This is a genomic window from Staphylococcus sp. acrmy (assembly GCF_022690565.1).
In the GTDB taxonomy this organism is placed as follows: Bacteria; Bacillota; Bacilli; order Staphylococcales; family Staphylococcaceae; genus Staphylococcus; species Staphylococcus caledonicus.
In genome coordinates, this window is the sequence record NZ_JALCVE010000002.1 from 15,587 (window position 1) to 34,337 (window position 18,751).

Below are 18,751 nucleotides of genomic sequence, written 5' to 3' on the forward strand. Positions count from 1 at the left end.
CTATAAATCACTAAAAATTAATAAATAGTTTCAATATCCTTAGATTTATTTGATTTATTTAATGCTAGTCCTAATAATAACGTAGCGATCACAACTACGATACCAACTGCACAAATTAAATCAAATTGTCCTTTATAAAATACTTTAAAAATCACTGCGCCTAGCATACCACCAGCGATAGGGCCTAATACTGGCACGATGGCATAACCCCAATTTGAACTTCCTTTGCCAGCGATTGGTAAGATAGCATGAGCGATTCTTGGTCCTAAATCTCGAGCTGGGTTAATGGCATAGCCTGTAGGACCGCCTAGACTTAAACCGATAGCTATAATTAAACTACCAACGATGAGTGGATTTAATCCGTCGGCAATTTTATTAACGCCAATGAATAAAATACCTAATGTTAAAATTGTTGTACCAATAATTTCACTTAAAAAGTTAGCAAAATAATTCTTAATTGCAGGTGCTGTAGAGAATACGCCTAATTTAGCACCCTGATCGTCAGTAGCTTTCCAATGTGCTAAATACATTAACCATACAAGCATACCGCCTACAATACCACCTAGCATTTGACAAATTATGTATCCTGGAACTTGAGCCCAACTAAATCCGCCATCCATCGCAAGTGCAATCGTCACTGCTGGGTTTAAATGTGCACCTGAGAATTTTCCAACTGCGTAAACTCCCATAGTTACTGCTAATCCCCAACCAGCTGCAATGACTATCCAATCCGAATCATGACCCGCACTACGTTTTAAATTTACATTAGCACATACGCCACCACCGAATAGTATTAAAATAGCAGTACCTAAGAATTCCGCTATATAAACATTCATGAATAAACCTCCTATAAGACAAAAAAATTCCTACAAAAGCGCTAATAAGGCATTGCAGAAATCTCGTCATCTCTTAATCAAATATTAACTTGTTTAAATAATACATAAATTGTGTAAGCGTTGTCAATAGTTTTATGTCTAAAAGCTGTCACAATTAACATGCGTAACAACGTAAATTGCAATCTATTTTAATTTAGAATTTAAAAATCGAGACTTATACTTTATTTCATTTTAAGAAATAGTATAAATCTCGATTTGATGTGATGTTACGTTTTACCAAAGGGCTCGGTTACTAGTAGTTACATAACTTGCCCCACTGTTAATGGCTTCATCAATTTCTTTTTCCTCGTCAATTAATCCACCTGCTATGATTTTAGAAGATGTTTCTTGATCTACAATTTTAACGATTTTATGCGCAATCCCCGGAAGCACTTCTACATAATCCGGCTCTACCTTTTTAATAAGATGAATACTTCTGTTTAATGCTTGACTATCTATAATAAAAACGCGGAAAATAGTTAATTTATTTAATGATTTAGCCTTTTGTATTACTTTAGTTTTTGTAGAAACAATACCTTTTGGATGATAAGTTTGAATAATGTATTCACATGCATACTCATCGTGTGCCATACCTTTAATAAGGTCGATATGAATAAAAGCTTCAATATTATGTTGCTTAAGTAGATCCATAATACTTTTTAAATGTCCCACATGCATATCTAATAACACACAAATTTTATAATCTGTTTTGGTAAGTTTCTCTAAATCTTTCATGTTGCGAATTGCTGGTAATACATGGTTTTTCATCTATTAAATTCCTCTCTACATTACTCGTTTAAATAATTTTTCCAGTTCATAATTTGAAAAATTAATAATTATTGGTCTACCGTGAGGACATGTAAATGGATCTTCCGCTTCACGTAACTGATCAATCAAATCGGCCATTTCATTATTCTTTAGATAGTGATTGGCTTTAATTGATTTTTTACAACTCATCATGATTGCAGCGTCTTCTCTCATTTTCTTAACATCCACTTTTTTATGATTTAAGACGAGTTCAACCATATCTTGTATAATTTCTTGAGCTTCTGCTTTAGGGAACCATACTGGATAACTACTTACAATATAATCATGGCCACCAAAGTGTTCTAAATGCACGCCCACCTTGTCTAACTCTTCTTGATATTGGTCTATAATCATCTGTTCATCTTTTGAAAAGTGGAATGTCAAAGGAATAAGTAAGTCCTGAACTTCATTTGTTACTTCACCAATTTTTTCTCTAAAATACTCATACTTAATACGCTCTTGCGCAGCATGCTGGTCAATCATAAACATACCATTTTCATTTTGCGCGATAATATACGTTCCATGCACTTGGCCAACTACTTCCATATATGGAACTCTGCGTGTAGGTGTAGAACTGACTTTCCCTTTTATATCGTCCTGCTGAATATTATTTGTAGCTTCATTTAAGTCATCTTTAGAAGTCTCTGTATCGTTCGTCTCTGTATTTGCGTCTTCAATTTCAGCTCTATCGATACTATTTAAAATTTCTTTTTGAATTTGGAAGTAATCGATGTCTTCATTACGTTTATTATTATGAAGGGCTGATTCATCATTATTTTTATCGATTGCTAAATCATTATTGTCAGATTGATAGTCGTTATATGTGTCTTCATTTAGCTTTTCCGTAAAGCTATCCTCAGTTGGTTGATAACCTGGTTGAGTATCATTTGTCGCTTGATTACGCATTCTCTGTTTTTTCTCAAAGTCTAATTTTTGTTGTTCAAAAGTATGTAATACTTTATTCTTCTTAGGTGTTTTATCTAAATCATTTTGCGGAATTAAGATTCTATCTTTAAAAGCTTCACGTATTTTTTTAACAATTAAATCATACAATTGTTCTTCTTTAGATAATCTTACTTCAAGCTTAGTAGGATGCACGTTAACGTCTACAAGTATTGGGTCCATTTCAATATTAATGTAACAAATAGGATACCTACCGATAGTTAAGAGTGTATGATAGCCTTCAATAATAGCTTTATTTAAAACGAAATTTTTAATATAACGTCCATTAATAAAAATAGAAATATAATGTTTATTACTACGTGAATGTTCTGGTTTAGCGACATATCCATCTAAGTGATAATCACTTGTATCTCTTTCGATGTGTACTAGATCTTTAGCTACCTTAATACCATAAATCTCAGCCATCACTTCATTTGTTTTACCTGAACCATTTGTTTTAAGTAACGTTTTATTATCAGAAACTAATGAAATTCGTATGTCAGGATGACTCATTGCCATACGATTCACAATGTCTGTAATTTTACCTAATTCGGTATACAAACTCTTAATATATTTCAAACGCGCAGGAGTATTATAAAATAATGATTTTACTGTAATATCTGTTCCTTTTTTAGCTTTTGCTGGCTTTTCGCTAATTATTTCACCATTTTCAGCATATATTTCATGTCCATTTTCACTATCTGTGCACGTTTTTAAAGTTACTTTTGCGACTGATGAAATACTAGCTAAAGCTTCACCTCGAAATCCTAATGTTCTAATATGGAAAAGATCATCGTCGGCGTCTAATTTACTTGTGGCATGTCTATGAAAAACAAGTTTCAAATCATCTTGTTCAATTCCAATTCCATTATCTACCACTCGGATTGAAGCTATACCGGATTGTTCAACCTCAATATTAATTTCAGTTGATTGGGCATCAATTGCATTTTCAAGAAGTTCTTTGACAACAGAACTTGGACGCTCTACGACTTCACCGGCTGCAATTTTATTTGCTAGGGAGGTTTGTAACTCTTTTATTTTCCCCATGAATCAACACCTCTATCTCAATTGATTTTGTAATTCACTTAATTTTAATAACGCTTCAATAGGGGTCATATTAGATATGTTTAAGTTTTTAATTTGTTCTTCTAGAGCACTCATTTTTTCTTCAGATTCAAATAAATCAAAGCTTGTTTGTTCGAATGCATTTTGTGTTTTATCACTGGTCTCTTCATTCGCTTGAATATCTGTACTTGGTAACTCTTCCACGTTAGAGTTCACATCACTATGTTGTGATGCTTGAATAGTACTATTTAAACTAGGTTTATTTATATTATTGAAATCCTCATTGTGAGTAGTTGTTTGTTCAAATGCATTTAGTATCACTTGAGCTCTGTTTATCACTTCTTCAGGTAAATCAGCTAATTTAGCCACTTGTATACCATAGCTATCGTCAACTGCGCCGTCTTTAACTTTGTGTAAGAAGATTAATTCTCCTTGATATTCGTCCGCCGCTACGTGAACGTTCTTCAAGCTTGAAAGTTCTTGGTCTAATGTTGTTAATTCATGATAGTGTGTTGAGAATAATGTTTTAGCATGTGAGGTTTGTGCAACATATTCAATCATAGCTTGTGCTAATGCTAAGCCATCATATGTTGATGTCCCTCTACCGATTTCATCAAAGATAATTAAGCTGTCCTCAGTCGCGTAGGTTAACGCTTTTTGCGCTTCTAACATCTCTACCATAAATGTACTTTTACCTGAAACTAAATCATCAGCTGCTCCTATTCTTGTGAAAATTTGATCAAAAATAGGTAATATTGCTGAATCACAAGGAACGTAAGCGCCCATTTGAGCCATAATACTAATAATAGCTATTTGGCGCATATACGTTGATTTACCAGACATATTCGGCCCAGTAATTAAATAAATAAAGTTATCCTTATCTAACGTACAATCATTTGGAACATAATCATTATAATCCATTACCCGTTCCACTACTGGATGACGAGAATTCTCAAGTTCTAACTTTTTATCATCACTAAATTGTGGCTTAACGTAATTATATTTTTGTGCAATTTCTGCAAAGCTCTGTAAACAATCTAATTCAGATATAATTTTTGCTTGTTTCTGTAGACGTTCAGTATATGTTTTAATATGTTCCCTTAGTCTAACAAACAATTGGTATTCAAGCTCAATCGCTTTATCTTCTGCACCTAAAATAATATCTTCTTTTTCTTTAAGTTCATCTGTAATAAATCTTTCAGCATTTGATAACGTTTGTTTACGATGATAACCGAAATTAGTAGGTTCAAACCCCTGAAGATTTGCGCGAGTAATTTCAATAAAATATCCAAATACTTTATTAAAACTTATTTTTAGAGACTTAATACCTGTACGTTCTCGTTCTTTAGCTTGTAATTGCGCTAACCAGTCTTTTCCATTTTTAGATGCTTCTAAGTATTCATCTAATTGTTTACTAAATCCTTGTTTGAATATGCCGCCATCTTTTACCGAAATTGGAGGTTCTTCTACTAAACTGTCTTCTAACACTTGTAATAAATCTTCTAGTGGTTCTAACGCATCAAATTGCTGAGTAGTTTTTTCGCCCATCTCATTCAGTAACGATTTAATATTAGGAATTTCAGAAATGGAATGTTTTAGTTGAATTAGATCCCTTGCATTCACGTTACCATAACTTACACGTCCGACTAATCTTTCAATATCATACACTTGATTTAAATAGCCTCGTAACGTATCTCGTTCAATAAAGTTGTTAATAAATAACTCTACCATATCTAAGCGTTTTTCAATTTTATCCTTATGAATTAATGGTCTATCAATCCATTGTTTTAATCGGCGCGCGCCCATTGGTGTCTTAGTTTCATCCATTAACCACAATAATGTGCCTTTTTTAGATTTAAGCCTAATGCTTTCGGTTAATTCTAAGTTTCTTTTGGCATAATAATCCATTTTCATAAAATCAATAGCCGCATAGGTGATTACATCTTCGATATGTGATAAATCTCTTTTTTGTGTGTGATAAATATAATCTAATAATAATTGAGTAGACAGATATGTTTCTCCATTATCTAGTCCATTAACTTCATAATTTGCATCAGAAATCTCGTCTCTTATTGTAATAGTTTCCGTAGTTAAATTAATTTGTTTTTTTAGCTCTTCGTCTATTTCTTCATTAACAACAATTTCATTAGGATTTATAGTAATAATTTCATTAATCAGTGTGCTTTCATCTTCAAAATGAGTTGTTTTGAGCTCGCCCGTTGATATATCACAATAGCTTAAAGCGTAACTATTTTCATTTTTAATGAAACTAAGTATGAAGTTGTTTTGATTTTCATCCATTCCACCTTGTTCCATAACCGTACCAGGTGTAACCACTCGCACAACTTCTCTTTTAACCATACCTTTAGTCTGCTTTGGATCTTCCATTTGTTCACATATAGCTACTTTATAGCCATTATTAATAAGTGTTTCAATATAGCTATTCGCCGAATGATATGGAACGCCACACATTGGGATTGGATTTTCTTTTTTGGCATCTCTTTTAGTTAACGTAATCTCTAAAACTCTTGAAGCTTCTTTGGCATCTTCATTAAACATTTCATAAAAATCGCCTAATCTAAAAAATAAGAGACAATCTTTATATTGCGCTTTGATTTTTAAATATTGTTGCATCATCGGTGTCGGAGTAGACATATTTTCACAACCTTACTAAAGTATTACTTTTTATTTATGTACTTTTAACTCATATATTTTAACATAACAAACGCGTTATCGCTCGTTAGTCATATTACTAAGAATTTAAAATGAAAGTACGTTATAACTTTCTTTTCTCATTAAATAAAACAAAAGGGATTACCATTTTAAGTTGTAGATAAAAGAATCTCTATTCTTATTATTACTATCCCAAAATGATAATCCCTTAGAATCTTCTATTTAATTAGTCTATATATCTATTATTTCATAAATCTATCTAGTAACCCACGTCTCTTTAACATGATTAATAAGATGTAACTTATTACAGCTCCTACAAAACTTGAAATTATAAATGCGAGCATTAACGGTTTAACAACAAAGTTTTGCATGCCTAATACCCATGATAAAGGGATGCACATTAAACTACCTATAATGCCTGTACCTATAACTTCGCCAACTGCAGCCATAAAAATATGTTTACGGTACATGTAAACACCGCTCGCTAATAGAACACCAATCATACTACCAGGAAAAGCGAAAAAACTTCCTGTTCCAAAAGTTATTCTAATTATTGATGAAATTAAAGCTTGCGCTAATCCATACCAAGGTCCTACAAAAACAGCACATAATACATTTACAAAGTGTTGAACTGGCGCTGCTTTAATTGGCCCTAAAGGTATAACAATAAAGCTACTAAAGATAACATTAAAAGCTATTAGTAAAGCAGTAAGTGTTAGTTTTCTAGTATTCATGGTGTTATTCCTTTCTTAATGATCCTCATCATGTTCTTGTTTATTATAATCATTTAATCTATTTTCCATAGTACTTATCATCATTTGTAATAAATCATTCGCTTCATATTGAGCAGAACGAAATTCCTCTACAATAGGTAAATTATTAATTTCATTCTCAAGTGTATGAATTTCGCCTTCAGATTGTTCATATGCATGTTTCTTACCATAATTTTGAAGATTCACAGATTGCTTTTGTTGTTTCTTTAAAAGCTTCATTTTCTCTTCAATAGTTTGGTTATCATGAATCTGTTTTTCAATATTTTGATAGGATTTAATACTTTCGAGCCCTTTAATTTTATGGGAAAGTTGGTCAGCCTGTTTTAATATTTCGTCTTTAGTATACATTCTAATTTGTCACCAATGCATCATCATGAAATCGAACAAAAGTTCCGTTCAATGAATATTGTTTGGCTTCATCAATTTTCACATCTACTAATTTGCCTATTGCTTCACGTGGGCCATTAAAATTAACTAATTTATTTTTTTCAGTATAGCCTGCTAAAACTGAAGCGTCTTTTTTACTTCCACCTTCACATAAGACTGTCACTGTTTTACCATTATACTGTTGCATTGCTTCTTCAGAATATTGCCCAACTTTTTTGTTTAAGCGTTGTAAACGTTCTTTCTTAACATCCTCTGGCACATTGTCTTTCATTTTCGCTGCTGGTGTGCCGTCTCTTTGAGAATATAAATAAGTATAGGCATGTTCGAATTGTACTTCATCATATAATGAAAGTGTTTCTTCAAACTGTTCCTCAGTTTCATTTGGATAACCGACTATAATATCAGTAGTCAATGCTACATTTGGAATTGCTTGTTTAATTCTAGCTACTAATTCTAAGTAACTTTCTCTAGTATATTTACGTCCCATAATTTTTAATACTGCATTATTACCTGATTGAACTGGTAAATGTATATGAGGTACTATATTGCCACCTTTTGCGATAACTTCAATCATACGATCAGTAAAGTCCCAAGGATGACTTGTTGTAAATCGAACACGTGGAATATCAATATGAGAAATATCTTCAAGTAAATCTCCTAATCCATATTCCAAGTCTTTAATATCTTTACCATAGGAATTGACATTTTGGCCTAATAAAGTAATTTCCTTATAGCCATCGCGTGCCAAACCTCTAACTTCTTCAATGATATCTTCGGGTCTACGACTACGTTCTTTACCTCTAGTAAACGGTACAATACAATAAGTACAAAACTTATCGCAACCGTACATGATATTTACCCAAGCCTTAGTACTACCTTCACGGACTTTAGGTAAGTTTTCAATTACATCACCTTCTTTAGACCAAACTTCGACTACCATTGCTTTTGATAGATATGCTTCTTCAAGTATTTCAGGTAACTTATGAATATTATGTGTACCAAAAATCATATCGACATTTTGATATGATTTAAGAATTTTATTAACAACAGATTCTTCTTGAGACATACAACCACATACACCAATTAAGGCTTCTGGTCTATTTTTCTTAAGATGTTTTAAGTTACCAATTTCACTAAATACTTTATTTTCCGCATTTTCACGGATAGCACAAGTGTTAATAAGAATAACATCCGCTTCGTTGATATCATCAGTCGCAGTATATTCTAATGCCTGTAGAATTCCTGCCATTACTTCAGTATCATGCGCATTCATTTGGCAACCATATGTTTTAATTAAGAATGTACGTCCTTTGCCCATTCCTTTAAATTTATCATCTATATGAAAATCTCTATTATAATTGATAGCTTGTTTACCACGTTTACGTGCCTCTTTAAGACTAGGCGGTTGATAAACACTTTCAAAATATTTACTATAATCTTTCTCTACGTTCTTATCACGTTCATTTAAAATATTTATCGTACCAGCTTTTCTTTGCTCTTCATTCACTTTTAAAAATCCTTTCTATATGCCCTAATACCATTATTACATTATATTAAAATTAGTCTTAAAGTGCAAAAAGAGTTTAAAGCAAATTGATTAAATACAAATAATTAAAAAAGCCTCAAACATTTTACAATTAATGTTCTAGGCTAATCAATGTAGTTGTGTTCTGTCTTATTAAATTAAGCTTCGTCGTATTTACCTGTTAAAGTTTCAATTGTAATACCTTCTGGCACATGATAAAACTTAACTTGGCTAATTATACTTGGGCATTCTAATTCAACCATGCGTTCGTTCAATTTTTGAATTAAAATTAAGCATTCACTCATTTCGCCTTGTACCGTTGTTTCAAGTGGTCCTACTCTAAAATGCAAACCAGATTCATCAATAATCTTAATAGCTTCATCGACATATGGTATAACATTCTCATTATTTGACGTTCTTGGAACGATTTGAATACTCATTAATGTATCTTGCATTGATAATCACCTCATTAAATATTCTTTATTACTATTCTACCATTCTTATACATAAAAATCTGAGTTAAGTTGTTTTATCAATGGCCTCTTTTACAGCGTCCGCTAACTTATACATCATGTCATCCCAATTCGATTGATCACGTCTACTTTTATAATTAAATTGATTGTTTTTAAATAATGAGCGTCTTAATGCGGAGGTTAATTCAAGTTGTACTCCCGCGTTTTTAGCCGTTTTATTGACGATATTTTGATCGTTGAGACCTGCCATTTTTTTCGATGCTTCTTGTACATTTATACCTATTTCTTTTAATTCATGTATGATAGCACTTTTTAAGTGTAAATTTTTGCCCCCAATATAAACGACACTTTCTTCACCTAAACATCCGTGTATCGCTATAGCATTATCACTTGCACTTATCATATTTAGAGCAATTTCATTATCATATTTAGTAGAAGTCACATGTAACTCATTATTTCCTTTAGTTCGTATTCCATTGAATGAAAAATAATTATAGTTACCTTTCTCAGCTATAATATACGCCAATTCTGTAGATGCTGGTTCTATGCCTCCACCGTGTATAGCTAATACTGTTATTTCACTTTCTCTATCTTGTGCAATAATCTCCCAATCTTTATTTTTAGTAGTTTTACTTTCTAATTCTTGCATAGATTTATATTTATCCATATCCGCCCTCACTTCAACATGTATTTTATTATGTAAAAGAAGCGGGACAGCTACTTTATAAAATTTCAAAGTTCTCGCTATCCCGCTTCCAATCTCACGTGTCATTATTGATTTTTATACAAATTGTGCAGTTAAATTGTCGAAGTCTTGTTCTGAGATATGAATATCTCTTTTAGCTAATGCACCTTCGTCTAATTCTTCGATTTGAGATTCATATGAAGGTGTTTCAGTATCTTGATAGACGATACCTTTCACTAAAGATTCATAATCTAACACAGTTTTCATAGCTAATTGTTTATCAGTAGAATCATAACCTTCAATATCATCTAAACTTACTAAATGTTCTTTAAACCAATCATACGTATTTACTTTATTATATGTTACGCAGGGTGAGAATACATTTACAAATGAGAAACCGTCATGGTTAATAGCATCTTCAATTAGTTTTGTTAGTCCTTTGATATCACTAGAAAAACCTTGTGCAACAAATGTCGCACCTGATGATAATGCAAGTTCTAAAGGAGCCACGTTTTTCTCAATATTACCTTTTGGCGTTGATTTAGTTACAAATCCAACCGCAGAAGATGGAGAAGTTTGTCCTTTTGTTAAACCGTAAATTTGATTATCCATAACGATATAAGTCATGTTCATGTTACGACGTAATGCATGGACAGTATGACCCATGCCGATAGCGTATCCATCTCCGTCACCGCCAGATGCAATCACTGTTAAATCTTTGTTGGCCATTTTCACACCTTGAGCTAATGGTAATGCACGACCGTGAATACCATGAACACCGTATGAATTAATATAGCCAGATAGTCTTCCTGAACAACCTATACCTGTAATGATTGCAACTTCTTCTGGTTCTAATCCAACATTCGCTGCTGCTTTTTGAATCGCTGCTTGAACAGAGAAATCTCCACAACCAGGACACCAGTTTGGCTTCACATTATTACGAAAGTCTTTAAATGTAGCCAATTAAACCAACTCCTTAATTTCTTTTACTACTTCTAACCCTTTTTCTTCTATTTCATGTGGTAAGAAAGGCGTACCATCATATTTAGTTTGATTAATTAATTTGTCTTGTATATTAGTATTCATTTTAAGAATATTTGATAATTGTCCTTGGTAGTTATGTTCTACTACTACTACTTTTGAAGCTTTATTTACTGCTTCTTGAATAATATCTTTTGGTAATGGGTGTAATTGACGAATTTGCATAGTGTTCACTTTTACACCTTGTGCATCTAATCTTGCAGTACCTTCTTGAATGGCACCTTTACTTGAGATAAATCCGATAAACAAGATATCCGCTTCTTCATGTTGCTCGTTAAGTTCGACAGGCTTTTCAATTAATAGGTTAGCTGTTTTACGCATACGTTTTTCCATTTGTTGACGTCTGTTTTCTGCAGCTTCACTTGTTTTACCTTCTTCATTATGTTCTACACCAGTCACATGATGAATACCGCCTTTAACACCTGGAATTGGTCTAGGTGATACACCATTTCCAGTTAAAGCGTAACGTCTAAAGTATTGTTTATCGTCTTCTTCTCGTTCGATGTCAGATTGTAGTAATTCGCCACGACTGATATTGATTTTACTATAATCTAAACGTTTCACTGTTTGTTTACCTAATGAAAGTTGTAAATCGCTTAATACAATGACTGGACATTGATACTCTTCAGCTAAATTAAAAGCCTCCATAGTTAGATAAAATGCATCTTCTGCATCAGTAGGCGCTACCACAATTTTAGGAATATCGCCATGTGTACCATAAATCATTTGCATTAAGTCAGACTGTTCTTGTTTAGTAGGTAATCCTGTAGATGGACCACCACGTTGCGTATTAATAATTACTAGAGGTGTTTCTGTCATACCAGAAAGTCCGATAGCTTCCATCATTAGTGATAAACCTGGACCTGCACTAGCTGTAAATGCTCTGACGCCTGCATAGTTCGCACCAATTGCCATATTAGCTGCCGCAATTTCATCTTCAGTTTGAACTACTGTACCACCGACTTTAGGAACATTAGCGATCATATACTCCATAATTTCTGAAGCTGGAGTAATTGGGTATGCTGCCATAAATCTTGAACCAGCTGAGATAGCACCTAATCCAATAGCATCGTTACCAATCATGTATAAATGCGGCTCTTCATTATTTGCTTCTAGTTCAAAATCACCTTCTACAGTGTTCAATTGTTCTTTCATTAGTTGGTAACCTTGGTTTAATGCTTCTATATTCATTTCAACAACTTTTTCGCCTTTTTTGGAGAACATATTAGTGATGAGTTCTTCAAATGTAGTTGTATTTAAATCCATAATTGCACATGTAGCTCCGACTGCTACCATGTTTTTCATTAATGCTGTACCTAACTCTTTTGCAGTGCTAGTAAACGGTAATTCTATTAACTGAGCTCGACAATCTTCTGGTTTATTAGGTTTTGCTTTAGCATCGGCAATAATAATACTGTCTTCACGCATCTCATGATGATTGAGTTCTATTGTTTCTTGGTCAAATGCGACTAAAATATCTAAATCATCACTAATTGCATGAACTGGTGAAGTAGATACTCTAATTTTATTGTTCGTATGTCCGCCTTTTATACGGCTAGAAAAGTGTCTATAGCCGTATAAATAATATCCTTTACGGTTCATTGCTGTCGCAAAAATTTCACCCATTGACTCGATACCTTCACCTTGTTGGCCGCCCACTTTCCACGATATTTGTGATTTCATACCATATGCCTCCTATGGAAATAATTCATATTAAATAATAACAAAAATAACCACCGTCTTACTATGTCAACAGTGGCATTTAATTAAATTCATACTAATGGACTATGATGTACATAGCCTTTTCAATATATTTATATTAAAAGTTATTTATTAAATGGATGATCATCATTAATTAAAATTCTTTCGATATGCTTTGTCTTTCCTTCTTTGTCTAAATCAATAATAACACCTGATAGCACACTTCTACCATCATTTGGTATTACATGACGTTGAGGCAAGCTTGTAATAAACCTTTCAATAACCTCATCACGATTAATACCTAGTATCCCATCATAGTATCCTGTCATACCAACATCAGTTATATACCCAGTACCATTTGGCAAGACGCGTTCATCTGACGTTTGGATATGGGTATGTGTTCCTACCATGACACTAGCTCTTCCATCTAAATACCAACCCATAGCATTTTTTTCTGATGTCGTTTCCGCATGAAAGTCTACAAAGATATAATCCGTTTCTTTTTGAGCTTCTTCAATCAATTGGTCAGCTTTTTTAAATGGATCATCAATATCTTGCATAAATGAACGACCTTGTAAATTGATAATAGCTAATTTGATATCATTAATTTGAATAAAGCGCATGCCTACCCCAGGCGCTTCACTTGGAAAATTAGCAGGACGCACCATTCTTTTAGCATCATCGATAAATTCATAGATTTCACGTTGGCCATAAGTATGATTACCCATCGTCATAAAGTCGACGCCATCTCTTAATAATTGTTTATAAATCTTTTCAGTTAATCCTTTACCATGAGCTGCATTTTCAGCATTTACTATGCTTACTGTTGGCTTATAGGCCTGTTTTATTTTAGGTAAATATTCAGCAATGGCTTCCCTGCCAATCTTGCCCACAATATCACCGATAAATAGTATTCTCATTTAATGTTCATCCTCTCATAAAATCAGTTTAATTCATAAGTCACTAGAATAAAAGAGATGATTTATACTCTTTTGAAAATTCTATTTCACTTTACTTTAGCATGTTTACAACATATGTTAAGATAAACCTATCAAATTAATAGGAGTTGTAAAAATCTAATGTCAATTAATATTGAACCAGAAAAATTTGCAGAATTAGTAGTAAAATCTAATCCTTCTAAGTCAGAAGACGCAGAAGATATTGCTAAAGAAAGCTTAGAATTATATATCAATGCTTATCGTTTAGCAGAAAGATATTCAAATATTGCTACAAGTTGTTATGATACGGCAGAAATTATTTCTGAATTAAGAAAAACTGATTTACAACTCAAATAATTTAACAACGTTTAAAGAGGTTGGAACTATTAATGTTCTAGTCTCTTTTTTTATTTCATTTTCACTTCAATATAGTCATTTATTCAATTAAATAGTACTTAGTGGTTTTCACAATTATAAGCTACTAACAAATTAAAGAGCCTGGACAATTAGTTAAATGTCCAGGCTTAAAATTATTTCGCATACTCTACTGCTCTTGTCTCTCTAACAACTGTCACTTTAATGTGACCAGGATATTGTAATTCTTCTTCGATTTGGTTCTTAATGTCTCTCGCCATTCTATAAGATTTCAAGTCGTCAATTTCCTCTGGAGAAACAATGACTCTAATTTCTCTTCCCGCTTGAATAGCAAATGCTTTTTCAACACCCTCATAACTTTCAGAAAGTGTTTCAAGTTTTTCTAATCTGCGTATATAATTCTCAAGCGTTTCTTTACGAGCACCAGGTCTAGCTGCAGATAATGCATCTGCTGCAGCTACCAATATAGAAATAATAGAGGTAGGTTCAACGTCGCCATGATGTGAATGAATAGTTTTAATAACAGTGTCATTTTCAGCATATTTTTTAGCTAATTCGACACCAATTTCCACATGACTTCCTTCTACTTCATGGTCGATAGCCTTACCAACATCATGAAGTAATCCAGCACGTTTAGCTAAACTTACATCTTCACCTAATTCAGCTGCTAACATTCCAGATAAATGTGCAACTTCAATAGAATGTTTAAGGACGTTTTGACCATAACTAGTTCGATAATTAAGACGACCTAAGACTTTAACTAAGTCCGGATGCATGTTGTGAACATTAATTTCAAATGTCGCTTGTTCACCAGCATCTCTAATAATATCGTCAACTTCTTTTCTAGCTTTATCTACCATTTCTTCGATACGACCAGGGTGAATACGACCATCAGACACTAAATTAACCAAAGCAGTTCTTGCGATTTCACGTCTGATTGGATCAAAACCAGATAAAATAACCGCTTCTGGTGTATCATCAATGATTAAGTCGATACCTGTTAATGTTTCTAAAGTACGAATATTTCTACCTTCTCTACCAATAATTCGACCTTTCATCTCATCATTTGGTAAGTTGACTACTGATACAGTTGATTCTGTTGTATGATCAGCAGCTAATCTTTGAACTGTGGTAGCTAATAATTCTTTTGCTGTTTTATCAACTTTCTCTTTTGCCTCTTTTTCTTTCTCTTTAACAAGTACTGCAATATCTTGTGACAGTTCTTCTTCAACCCTCTGAAGTTGTTCATTGACAGCTTCTCCTTGAGTGAGACCGGAGATGCGTTCTAATTCTTGTTCATGCTTCATTATTAATGATTGAACACTACTCTCTTTTGCATCTACTTGTTGTTGTCTTTCTTCAAGTTTAGATTCTTTTTGTTCTAAAATCTCATCTTTTTTATCTAAAAGATCAGATTTTCGATCTAAGTTTTCCTCTTTTTGAAGAAGTCGGGCTTCTTGTCTTTGAAGCTCGCCACGTCTTTCGCGTAGCTCTGATTCAGCTTGTTCTCTTATTGTTTGGTTTTCTTCTTTTGCCTCTAATAATTTTTCTTTTTTGATATTTTCAGCTTCTTTTTGACCTTGCTTAATAATATCATCAGCAGTTTGTCTAGCTTGTAGTTGCTTTTGATGTAATATATTTCGGGCTACAATATACCCTACAACAACCCCTAGAATAATCCCCAGCAAAATGAGTAGGAGGTTTAATAAATTCACATAAACACCTCCTTTTTCTAGGTATTTGCTTTGTATATCAAAATCTATTTGATTTTATAAATTGTATAATAATTATACATATCAATTGTACGTTTATTATCTCGGTAGTGTCAAGATATGAAATTCCACTGCAAATTCGAATTACATACATTATGAAAGCTAGATTTCAATATAAAATAAAGTGGATGAAATAATACATACTTCATCCACTTCAATATATTAAAATAGCAAGTCCTTCAATAAAATCTACTAAAAGTGAAGGTTATAAACCTACAACTCTAATTAATAGGCTATTAAGCTCTTTAAAAGTTATTTATCATCAAATAAAGTTTCAGCTGGTTCTTCTTCTTTTTCTTTTTCTTCAATGTCACCATCAAAAATCCCGAGTTTTTCACGTAATTTACGATCAATTTCATCTTTAATTTGAGGATTTTCTTTTAGGTATGATTTAACATTTTCTTTACCTTGACCCATTCGTTCACCATTATATGAGTACCATGCACCTGATTTATCTACAATTTCATGTTCAACACCTAAATCAATTAATTCGCCTTCTTTAGATATACCTTGACCATACATAATGTCGACTTCGGCTACTCTAAATGGTGGGGCAACTTTATTTTTAACGACTTTAATTTTAGTTCTATTACCCACAATATCTTGTCCTTGTTTTAATTGTTCAGCACGACGAACTTCTAAACGGACAGAACTGTAGAATTTTAACGCTCTACCACCCGGAGTAGTTTCAGGATTACCGAACATAACGCCAACTTTTTCACGAATTTGGTTAATAAAGACAGCAGTTGTGTTTGATTTTGAAATAGCACCTGAAAGTTTACGTAATGCTTGTGACATTAAACGGGCTTGTAAACCAACATGTGTGTCACCCATTTCACCTTCAATTTCTGCTTTAGGAGTTAATGCAGCAACTGAGTCTACTACTACGATATCAACAGCACCACTTCTTACAAATGCTTCTGCGATTTCTAAGCCTTGTTCACCATGGTCAGGTTGAGATAAGTATAGATTATTAATATCTACTCCTAATGCTTCTGCGTATTCTGGGTCTAACGCATGTTCGGCATCAATAAATGCGGCTACTCCGCCATTTTTTTGAACCTCTGCAATAGCATGTAATGCTACTGTTGTTTTACCAGAACTTTCTGGTCCATATATTTCAATGATTCTTCCTTTAGGGTAGCCACCTACTCCAAGTGCGTTATCTAAAGTAACTGAACCACTTGATACACTTGATACACGGCGTCCTTTATTATCACCGAGTTTCATTACGGCACCTTTACCGAAAGATTTTTCCATATTTTTTATAACTGTATCTAAAGCTTTTTGACGATCATTATCCAAAGCGAAACCTCCTAATGAGATAGTTATCATTATTATCTTAGTTAATACTATACATTTATTTTAACCTAATTACAAGTATTTTGCGAATATTTGTTCGCTTATATAACCTTTAAATCTTAAAAATCGAACAAACGTACTAAAATTCAAACAATATATCAAATTTAAAATTTATTTTACCCAATTAAGTAATCTAATCAATGCATAATTTTGACTTCTGTTTTGTAACATATTTCTGTTTAACGGCATTTTAAATGAATCTACTTTAAATTCATCATGGCTTACCATTCTTAAATACACTTGTTCTTCATCGTGTATTAAAGCTATACCCATATCTGTTTTATATAAATCTTTTACATAGTTCGCTGCCTTTTTAACTTTTTCTTCATTATTAGGCATATCGCTAATAAAGATGTCAGAATCTGGTAGCTGGCCTTTAAGTAATTCGTCTTCATCATGCGTTTTCAGGCGTGTATATAGTGCTCCGTTTGTCACGCCATCATAGACGCTAAATGTCTTATTTATTACATTCATTACTGATTGTTCAATAACTATGTCGTCTGAACCATAATAGTAAGTGCCAATTCTATCTAAAACCTTCTCTTTAATAGGTTGAATTAATGATTTACATTCATCAACGGAATCAGCATTGGCTGTTAATCTAATATATACTTCGTGTGCACCAGCTAAAGGCGCAATTGTTGGATTGGTTTGATTATCAATTAAATCCATTAATTCGGTTTCAACTTTGGATTCTCCAATTCCAGCAAATCTTAACTGTTCTGAAAAGATAACTTTATCATCATCCATTAAATATGGTAATAATTCATTTTTAGCCATTGGTTGCATTTCACGAGGAGGTCCAGGCAATAAAATTATTTTTTTATCATCTTGTTCATACAACATACCTGGAGCCATACCATTGTTATTTTTTAAAACTTTAGCGTTTTCAATTACTAGAGCTTGTTGTTTATTATTAGGTGTCATTTCTTGCCCTTGTTCTTTAAAATAATTTTCAATATATTTCAAAGCATCATTATCAGTAACAAGTTGTTTACCTAATACGTTAGCCACTGTATGTTTAGTTAAATCGTCTTTAGTTGGACCTAATCCACCAGTTAAAACTAATGTATCAAAACGTTTTAAGCCTTCTTTAATAACGTATTCTAACCTGTCGGGATTATCTCCAATAACAGTATGTTCAACTACACTTTTCCCTATACTATTAAATAATTTAGATAAATATTGTCCGTTAGTATTAGCAATTTGACCCAATAATAATTCTGAGCCTACTGCAATAATTGAAATATTCATGACTGCTTCTCTCCTAAAATTTTTCTTAATATATTATAAATTAAAGCTTAAAAAAACCAAGAATTGAAGAGACTGAGTTAACAATAATTTGTACTCAAGGACA

General features: G+C 32.8%; 16 protein-coding genes. 1 reads left to right on the forward strand and 15 read right to left on the reverse strand.

What is annotated here, in order from left to right; translation table 11 throughout:
• Positions 1 to 17: 17 nt before the first annotated feature.
• The 12 genes from FH144_RS01890 to FH144_RS01945 form a co-directional block, all read right to left on the reverse strand.
• Entirely contained in the window at positions 18 to 836 is an 819-nt protein-coding gene (locus FH144_RS01890) for an MIP/aquaporin family protein (protein WP_198611342.1), read from the reverse strand.
• Between the two features lie 273 nt (positions 837 to 1,109).
• Positions 1,110 to 1,643, reverse strand: coding sequence for a glycerol-3-phosphate responsive antiterminator (locus FH144_RS01895; RefSeq protein ID WP_242313449.1), 534 nt, complete (start codon positions 1,641 to 1,643; stop codon positions 1,110 to 1,112).
• A gap of 15 nt (positions 1,644 to 1,658) precedes the next feature.
• Positions 1,659 to 3,671, reverse strand: coding sequence for a DNA mismatch repair endonuclease MutL (mutL, locus tag FH144_RS01900; RefSeq protein WP_242313450.1), 2,013 nt, complete (start codon positions 3,669 to 3,671; stop codon positions 1,659 to 1,661).
• 12 nt (positions 3,672 to 3,683) lie between these two features.
• The gene (gene mutS / locus FH144_RS01905; protein ID WP_242313451.1) at positions 3,684 to 6,344 is read right to left on the reverse strand and encodes a DNA mismatch repair protein MutS; all 2,661 of its coding nucleotides are present in this window, start codon (positions 6,342 to 6,344) and stop codon (positions 3,684 to 3,686) included.
• A gap of 260 nt (positions 6,345 to 6,604) precedes the next feature.
• A complete protein-coding gene (thiW, locus tag FH144_RS01910) occupies positions 6,605 to 7,096 on the reverse strand; it encodes an energy coupling factor transporter S component ThiW (RefSeq protein ID WP_242313452.1) in 492 nt (163 codons plus the stop codon).
• Positions 7,097 to 7,111: 15 nt separating this feature from the next.
• On the reverse strand, positions 7,112 to 7,483 hold the full coding sequence (locus tag FH144_RS01915; RefSeq protein ID WP_198611337.1) for a YlbF/YmcA family competence regulator: 372 nt from the start codon (positions 7,481 to 7,483) through the stop codon (positions 7,112 to 7,114).
• A gap of 1 nt (position 7,484) precedes the next feature.
• Positions 7,485 to 9,029 carry a tRNA (N6-isopentenyl adenosine(37)-C2)-methylthiotransferase MiaB gene (miaB, locus tag FH144_RS01920; RefSeq protein ID WP_242313453.1) on the reverse strand — a complete coding sequence of 515 codons (1,545 nt, stop codon included), beginning with the start codon at positions 9,027 to 9,029 and terminating at the stop codon, positions 7,485 to 7,487.
• A gap of 176 nt (positions 9,030 to 9,205) precedes the next feature.
• Positions 9,206 to 9,502 carry a thiamine-binding protein gene (locus FH144_RS01925; protein ID WP_242313454.1) on the reverse strand — a complete coding sequence of 99 codons (297 nt, stop codon included), beginning with the start codon at positions 9,500 to 9,502 and terminating at the stop codon, positions 9,206 to 9,208.
• 64 nt (positions 9,503 to 9,566) lie between these two features.
• Positions 9,567 to 10,187, reverse strand: a complete 621-nt coding sequence (locus FH144_RS01930) for a poly-gamma-glutamate hydrolase family protein (RefSeq protein WP_242313455.1) — start codon at positions 10,185 to 10,187, stop codon at positions 9,567 to 9,569.
• 114 nt (positions 10,188 to 10,301) lie between these two features.
• Positions 10,302 to 11,168, reverse strand: coding sequence for a 2-oxoacid:ferredoxin oxidoreductase subunit beta (locus FH144_RS01935; RefSeq protein WP_107508412.1), 867 nt, complete (start codon positions 11,166 to 11,168; stop codon positions 10,302 to 10,304).
• Positions 11,169 to 12,929, reverse strand: a complete 1,761-nt coding sequence (locus FH144_RS01940; RefSeq protein ID WP_242313456.1) for a 2-oxoacid:acceptor oxidoreductase subunit alpha — start codon at positions 12,927 to 12,929, stop codon at positions 11,169 to 11,171.
• Between the two features lie 143 nt (positions 12,930 to 13,072).
• Complete coding sequence (locus FH144_RS01945; protein ID WP_103166294.1) at positions 13,073 to 13,867, reverse strand: TIGR00282 family metallophosphoesterase; 795 nt, start codon at positions 13,865 to 13,867, stop codon at positions 13,073 to 13,075.
• Between the two features lie 159 nt (positions 13,868 to 14,026).
• On the opposite strand from FH144_RS01945, the gene FH144_RS01950 reads away from it, so the two are divergent.
• Positions 14,027 to 14,242, forward strand: coding sequence for a hypothetical protein (locus FH144_RS01950; protein ID WP_103166293.1), 216 nt, complete (start codon positions 14,027 to 14,029; stop codon positions 14,240 to 14,242).
• Positions 14,243 to 14,415: 173 nt separating this feature from the next.
• On the opposite strand, the gene rny is transcribed toward FH144_RS01950, so the two are convergent.
• The 3 genes from rny to FH144_RS01965 form a co-directional block, all read right to left on the reverse strand.
• A complete protein-coding gene (gene rny, locus FH144_RS01955; protein WP_242313457.1) occupies positions 14,416 to 15,975 on the reverse strand; it encodes a ribonuclease Y in 1,560 nt (519 codons plus the stop codon).
• A 309-nt stretch (positions 15,976 to 16,284) separates the two neighbouring features.
• On the reverse strand, positions 16,285 to 17,337 hold the full coding sequence (gene recA, locus FH144_RS01960; RefSeq protein WP_242313458.1) for a recombinase RecA: 1,053 nt from the start codon (positions 17,335 to 17,337) through the stop codon (positions 16,285 to 16,287).
• Between the two features lie 168 nt (positions 17,338 to 17,505).
• Complete coding sequence (locus FH144_RS01965; protein WP_242313459.1) at positions 17,506 to 18,648, reverse strand: CinA family nicotinamide mononucleotide deamidase-related protein; 1,143 nt, start codon at positions 18,646 to 18,648, stop codon at positions 17,506 to 17,508.
• Positions 18,649 to 18,751: the final 103 nt, after the last annotated feature.